The sequence below is a fragment of the Amycolatopsis minnesotensis genome (assembly GCF_039529815.1).
GTDB lineage: Bacteria > Actinomycetota > Actinomycetes > Mycobacteriales > Pseudonocardiaceae > Amycolatopsis > Amycolatopsis minnesotensis.
Map to the genome: position 1 here is coordinate 1 of NZ_BAAANN010000093.1, position 7,635 is coordinate 7,635.

Annotated in this window: 2 protein-coding genes; both read left to right on the forward strand. The window is 69.8% G+C overall.

The window, feature by feature from the left end; genetic code table 11:
- Nucleotides 1-1,553, forward strand: a 1,553-nt coding sequence (locus ABD256_RS43780) for a non-ribosomal peptide synthetase (RefSeq protein WP_344432285.1), incomplete at its 5' end; no start/stop codon positions are given.
- A 20-nt stretch (nucleotides 1,554-1,573) separates the two neighbouring features.
- On the forward strand, nucleotides 1,574-7,635 hold a 6,062-nt coding region (locus tag ABD256_RS43785), incomplete at its 3' end, for an amino acid adenylation domain-containing protein (RefSeq protein ID WP_344432287.1).

Here is a 7,635-nt window from a genome sequence, read left to right on the forward strand (position 1 = left end):
ACACCTACCTCCCCCTCCACACCACCCACCCCACCCCCCGACTCCACCACCTCCTCCACACCACCAACACCACCCTCATCATCACCGACAAAGCCAATCGCGAACGGCTCCGCGGCATCGACATCCCGGTGATCGTGATCGACTCCGATCCCGTGTGGACAGACGAGTCCACGGAGAACCTCGACATCCCGGTCGCTCCGGGGCAGTTGGCCCACGTGATGTTCACCTCCGGTTCGACGGGCGAGCCGAAAGGGGTGGCGGTCAGCCACCGGAACCTGATGGACTTCGCCGCCGACCGGCGGCTGACCGCGGACGGCGGGTGCGACCGCGTCATCTTCCACGCCTCCGCCGCGTTCGACGCGGGCACCTACCAGGTCTGGCTCCCGCTGCTGCGCGGCGGCCAGGTGGTGGTCGCGACCGAGGAGCTCACGGTTCCGTTGCTGCGCAAGCTGATCACCGAACACGGCGCCACCGGGATGGGGATCACCACCGGCTTCTTCCACATGCTCGCCGACGAAGCGCCCGACTGCTTTTCCGGTCTCAAGCAGGTTCTTTCGGGCGGGGAAGCCGCTTCTCCCGCGGCGATGGCACGGGTACTGGACCGCGCACCGGATCTCACGATCGTCAACGGCTACGGTCCCACCGAGACGACGGTCCTGGCGGTGTGCCACCGGGTCACGAAGGGCAACGTCCCCACCGGGGTCGTCCCGATCGGCGTGCCCACCGACGGCACCAAGGTGTACGTGCTCGACCAGGGGCTCGCACTGTCCCCTCCCGGCACGCCCGGCGAGCTGTACCTCGCGGGGAGCGGGCTGGCGCGAGGGTACTTCGGCCGACCCGAGCTGACTTCCGAGCGGTTCGTGGCCAATCCCTTCGGCGACGGCGACCGGCTCTACCGCACCGGCGACCTGGTCCGCCTGCTGCCGGGCGGGGAGCTGGAGTTCCTGAGTCGCACCGACGAGCAGGTGAAGGTCCGCGGCTTCCGGGTCGAATTCGGCGAGGTGGAGGCCGCGCTGCTCGGCAATCCCGAAGTCGGTGAAGCGGTGGTGTTCGCGGACAAGGACAACGCGGACCGCAACCGGCTCGTGGGGTACGTGGTGCCCGCCGAATCCTCCGCGGTGACCGGCACCGAGCTGCGTTCGTACCTCGGGACACGCCTCCCGGACTACATGGTGCCGTCGGTGATCGTCACGCTGCCCGAGTTTCCCTTGACCGGTAACGGGAAGGTCGACCGGCGCGCGCTGCCCGCCCCCGAGCAGCCCTCCGGCGACGACGCGCGCACCCCCGCCAGGAACCCGACCGACACCGCGCTCATGGCCATCTTCACCGACGTGCTCGGCCTGACCGAAGTCGGCGTCGACGACAACTTCTTCGCACTCGGCGGCGATTCGATCTCGGGGCTGCGCGCGATCTCCCGGCTGAACCGGGACTTCGAAATGGAGCTCCCGGTCAAGGAGTTCTTCCAAGCCGCCACCATCGCCGATCTTTCGGATCGTCTCCGGGACCTCATCCTTGCCGATCTGACGCTGGCCGAATCCGGCGACCCGAGCTGAGCCAAGGGAACGACACGAAGATGAACGCACCGTCTGGACGTCAGGGCTCCGAGACCGCACGCGAGCGCGCGCTGCGGCGGCTCGCCGGTCAAGCCGCCGCCGCTCCCGCCCGCGAGGAGATCCCGAAACTCGCGCGCGATCACGCCCTGCCGCTGTCGTCCGCTCAGCAACGCCTTTGGTTCATGTACGAGCTCGAGCCCGGCGCCATCGAGTACAACTCCACCCGGGTGCTGCGGCTGATCGGCGAGGTCGACGAGCCCGCACTGGCCGTCGCGGTGAACTGGCTGGTCGAACGGCACGAGCCGTTGCGGACCACGTTCGAGTCGGAGGACGGGAACGGCGTCCAGACCGTGCGGGACGCGGTGACGATCCCGCTCGAGCGAACCGACCTGCCGACCTCGACACAAGACGAGGTACACCGGTATCTCGAAGCCGAAGTGTCCAGGACCTTCGATCTCCGCACCGGGCCGGTGTTCCGCGCCGGTCTCGCCCGTCTCGGACCGCGGGAACACCTGCTCGTGCTGAGCATGCACCACATCGTGGCGGACGGCTGGTCGATGGGGGTGCTCGCGAGCGAACTCGACGTCCTGTACTCGGCGGCAACCCGTGGTGTGCGCGCGGATCTCCTCCCGCTGCTCACGCAGTACGCCGATTTCGCCTCGTGGCAGCGCGCCCGGCTGTCCGAGCCCGCCGTCGACCGCCAGCTCGCGTACTGGCGCGCTCACCTGGCCGAGCTCACCCCGCTCGACCTGCCGACGGACCGGCCGCGTCCCGCGGTGCGCTCGGCCGCGGGCGCGGTGCACGAATTCACCGTCGATGCCGCGGTGGCGACGCGGCTGAAGGAACTCGGCCGGGAGCGCGGCGTCACGGTCTTCACCACGCTCGTGGCCGCCGCCCAGGTCCTGCTGGCCAGGTACACGGGCCAGGACGACGTGGCCATCGGCACGGCGACCTCCGGTCGCACCAGGGTCGAGCTGGAGAGCCTGATCGGCTTCTTCGTGAACACACTCGTCATTCGCTCCACAGTGGACGAGCGGAAGTCCTTTTCGGACCTCATGGACGAGGTGCAGGCGACTGTGCTCGCGGCGTTCTCGAACCAGGAGGTCCCGTTCCAGCGCTTGGTCGAGACGCTCCAGCCCGAACGCGACCCCAGCCGCCCACCGCTGGTCGACGTCGCGGTGAACCTGCACAACGCGGGCACGGCACCGGTGCGGTTGACCGGGCTGGAAGTGACCGAGGTGGCACCGCCGGTACTGGCCGCGAACCTCGACCTCGTCTTCGACTTCACCGAGCAGGACGGCGCGCTCGCCGGCGCGCTCACCTACAACACGACGCTGTTCACCGCGGCGACCGCGGAACGGCTGGCCCACCACCTCATCACCCTTCTGACGGCCGTCGCCAGTGAACCGGCACGACGTCTCGAAGAAATCTCTCTGCTCACCCCGTCCGAGCACCAGACGGTCGCCGAAGAATGGCCGGGGCGCGGGCGGGGCCCTGCCCGCCGAACCGTGCCGGCGCTGTTCGCGGACCAGGTGGCGGCGAACCCGTCAGCGGTCGCCGCGGTCTTCGGCACCCACCAGCTCACCTACGCCGAGTTGGACCAGCGGGCGAACCGCCTGGCGCGGCTGCTCTCCGCTCATGGCGCGGGCCCCGAACAGGTCGTCGCCATCTCGGTCCCGCGGTCGCTCGACATGCTCGTCGCGGTGCTCGCCGTGGCGAAGTCCGGCGCTGCCTACCTGCCGCTGGACGCCGGCTATCCCGCCGCGCGCATCCGGTACCTGCTCGACGACGCCACGCCCCTGCTGACGCTGACCACGCAGCTCACCGCCGATCGGCTGCCGCCGGAGGCACCCACGATCCAGCTCGACGAACCCGCCACCGTCGCCGCGCTGGCGGATCTGCCCGATACCGCGTTCGCCGTGCCGCTGGATCCCGCGAACGCGGCGTACGTCATCCACACCTCGGGGTCGACCGGCCGCCCGAAGGCGGTGGTGGTGACGCACGCGGGCGCGAGCGGCATGGTGACCGCGCAGCGGGCCGGTCTCGGCGCCGGCGCCGGAACCCGGGTGCTTCAGTTCGCGTCGCTCAGCTTCGACGCGGCCTTCTGGGAACTGGGCATGTCGGTGTTGTCCGGGGGCACGCTCGTCCTCGCGCCGGCCGACGCCGTGCTGCCGGGCGATCCGCTGGCCGCGCTGATCGCCGAACACGCCATCACGCATCTCACGCTGCCCCCCACCGCGCTGGCCGCCCTCCGCGGCGACGCGATCCCCACCGGGACGACACTGGTCCTCGCCGGTGAAGCCTGTCCGCCGAACCTGGTGCGCGCGTGGTCGGACGGCAGGCGAATGGTCAACGCCTACGGGCCGACCGAGTCCACGGTGTGCGCGTCGATGAGCGAAGCGCTCACCGCGGCCGACTGCGGCGGCACCTCCGTCCACATCGGACGTCCACTGCCGAGTGTCGGTGTCTACGTACTCGACTCCCGCCTGCATCCCTCCGCGGTCAACGTGCCGGGTGAGCTCTACCTCGCCGGGGACGGACTGGCGCGGGGCTACCTCGGTCAGGAGGGCCTCACCGCGACCCGGTTCGTCGCCGACCCGATCGCGGGCGGGCGGATGTACCGGACCGGTGACCGCGGGCGCTGGTCCGCCGACGGCACGCTCGAAATCCTGGGCCGGACCGATGATCAGGTGAAGGTCAGGGGCTTCCGCATCGAGCTGGGCGAGGTCGAGGCCGCGCTGTCGGCTCATCCCGCGGCCGCCGGGGCCGCCGCCGCGGTCAAACCGGATGTGCACGGCACCCCCCGGCTGATGGGCTACCTCGCCGCGGGCGCGGACGGCCCCAGTGTGGCGGAGTTGCGCGCGTTCCTCCGCGAGCGCCTGCCCGAGCACATGGTCCCGTCCTCGCTCGTGGTGCTCGACGAACTGCCGGTGACGGTCAGCGGCAAGGTCGACCGGCGCGCGTTGCCGGGCCCCAGCGCCGACCGCGACCTCGAAACGGAGTTCGTCGCGCCGCGGACGCGCGCGGAACGGATCCTGGCCGCGGTGTGGGCGGAACTGCTCGGCGTCGACCGCGTCAGCGTGCTGGACAACTTCTTCGACCTCGGCGGCGATTCGATCCTCGGGCTGCGCGTGGTCGCGCGCGCCCGCGACGCCGGTGTGCGCGTCACGCCGAAGCAGACCTTCCTCCGCCCGACGATCGCCGAACTGGCCGCCGTCGCGGACTTCGAGGACGGTGGGACCGCGGCCGAGCAGAACGAGGTGACCGGCGATGTCGCCCTCACCCCGATCCACCACTGGTTCTTCGAGAACCTCGAACAGAGCATCGACCGGTTCAACCAGTCCGTCTACGTCGAACTCGCCGAGGACGTCGACGAGCGCGCGCTTCGCACGGCGGTGTCCGCACTGGTGACGCACCACGACGCCTTGCGCCTCCGTGTGACCACTGTGGACGGAACCTGGCGCGAGTACAACGCCCCGGCCGAAAATGCCGAGGTACTGGCCACTTTCGAATCGGCCTCGGCCTCGGAGGAGGAGATCCGTTCGGCGATTCTGGCCGCCCAAACGGGTTTCCGGCTGGACACCGGCCCACTGCTGAGGGGCCTCTACTTCCCTGCCGCCGCGGGCGGGAAGCCGCGGCTCTTCTTGACCGCGCACCACCTCGTCGTGGACGGTGTGTCCCTGCGCGTGCTCCTGTCCGATTTGGACACGGCGTACCAGCAGGCGGCCCGCGGTGAGCAGGTCGACCTCGGCGCCAAGACCACCTCGTTCCGCGCGTGGTCGCACGGGCTCGCCGCACTGGTCGCCAGCGGCGCGCTCGACCAGGACGCCGAATACTGGGCGCGGCAGGAGGACTCCGTCGTGGCGGCGGGCCCGCTCCCCCAGGACGGCGACGGCCCGAACACCGTCGGCTCGTCGCACAGCGTCTCCGCTCGCCTCGACGCCGACACCACGACTTCCTTGCTCCGGCGGGTGCCGGAGAGCTATCGGACGCGCGTCAACGACGTGCTGCTCAGTGCGTTGAGCAGGGTGCTGTCCACTTGGACGGGCGGCAGCATCGCCCCGATCGCGCTCGAAGGGCACGGTCGCGACGACCTGGTCGCTGGCACCGACCTGTCGCGCACGGTCGGCTGGTTCACCAGCCTCTACCCCGTCGCCCTGCAGGTGCCCGCGACCCCGGACTGGGGCCGGACGATCAAGTCCGTCAAAGAACAGCTACGCGCGGTACCCGGCCACGGCATCAGCTACGGTGCCTTGCGCTACCTCGGGAACACCGCCGATCCGCTCGGCGGGCGGAGTGAACCCGGTGTCGCGTTCAACTACCACGGCCGGTTCGACGCGGGCGGGGATTCTGGGCTCGTCCGCGCCCTGCTGCCCGAACAGAGCGTGGAGCGCCATCCCGAACAGCCGCGTCAGCACTTGATCGAGGTCACCGGTGCCGTCCGAGACGGCGAGCTCGCCTTCCATTGGACGTATTCGGCGAATCGCCACGACCGGGCCACCATCCAGCGACTGGCCGACGAGTTCACGGGCGCGCTGGCCGAGATCGTGGAGCACTGCGCACAGCAGGGCACCGGGGGCTGCACTCCTTCCGATTTCCCGCTCGCGGACCTCGACCAGGACGCGGTGGACCGCATCGCCGGCGACGGGAAGTCCATTGAGGACGTCTACCCGCTGACCCCGATGCAGAGCGGCATGCTGTTCCACTCACTGTCCACCTCCGGCCGCGACGTCTACACCGGACACTTCGGCATGACGCTCGACGGGGTGACCGATCCGCACGCGCTCGCCACCGCGTGGCAACGCGTCGTCGATCGCACACCCGTGCTGCGCACCTCGATCCGCTGGCAGGACCTGGCCGAACCCCTGCAGATCGTGCACCGCGAGGCGAAGCTGCCGGTGACACATCTCGACTGGCGCTCGCTGCCCGACGAACAGCGCCGCGAGAACTCCCGTGAACTCTGGGAATCCCGTGGTGGCGAACGGCTTTCGCTCGATGCACCACCACTGCTGCGGATGACCTTCGCGCGTCTGACCGACGAATCCGTGCAGGTCTTCTGGGACTCCCACCACATCCTGTCCGACGGGTGGAGCTTTTCCGAGGTGCTCTCGGAGGTGTTCGCGGAATACGGTGCGCTCACCGGCGGGACGGCCACGTCCCCCGTCGTTCGCCGCCCGTACCGGGACTACGTCCAGTGGCTGTCCGAACAGGACCTGAGCGAGGCCGAGGAGCACTGGCGGAACACCTTGGCTGGGCTCACCGAACCCACGGCCCTGCCCTACGACCACACGCCCGTTCACGCCCACGTGTCACGTTCGTCGCGCGAGATCAGGGCTAAATTGTCCACAACGGACTCGAAGGCGCTCTACGAGTTCGCCAAGCGGGAGCGGCTGACGGTCAACACCCTCGTGCAGGGCGCGTGGGCGTTGTTGTTGTCCCGCCACGCCGATGACCGCGATGTGTGCTTCGGCGCCACCGTGTCCGGGCGTCCCGCGGAGCTGTCCGGCGCGGACACGATGGTGGGCCTGTTCATCAACATGCTCCCGGTCCGGGTCACCACCGACACGGACGAGCGGGTGGCGACCTGGCTGCGGAACCTCCAGGACGCCCAGCTCGACGCCCGGCGCCACGAATACGTCCCGCTCCACCAGGTGCAGACGTGGAGTGAGATCGAACGCGGCGTCAACCTGTTCGACAGCGTCGTGGTCTTCGAGAACTACCCCTACGACGACGAAGCCGCCGGGCGCCACGGCATCGCGGTCCGCGAGTTCCTCGGTGACGAGCACACCAACTACGCCCTCGTGCTGACCGCTTTCGCGGGCGAGCAGCTCGAATTGGCGCTCGGCTTCGATCCGGAACTCTTCGACGAGGCGTCGGTGCGGACTCTGCTCGACCGGCTGGACGTCGTGCTGTCCGGTCTGCGCACCACCGAAAAGGTGTGGCAGGCCGAACTGGAGCGCACCGCGTCGGGCACCGGCATCGGTACCGGTCCGGTGGTGTCGGTGGGGTGTGGTGTGGTGGAGCGGTTGTTGTGGTGGGTGGGGGTGTGTCCTGGTGGGGTTGCGGTGCGGGATGGGGGTGG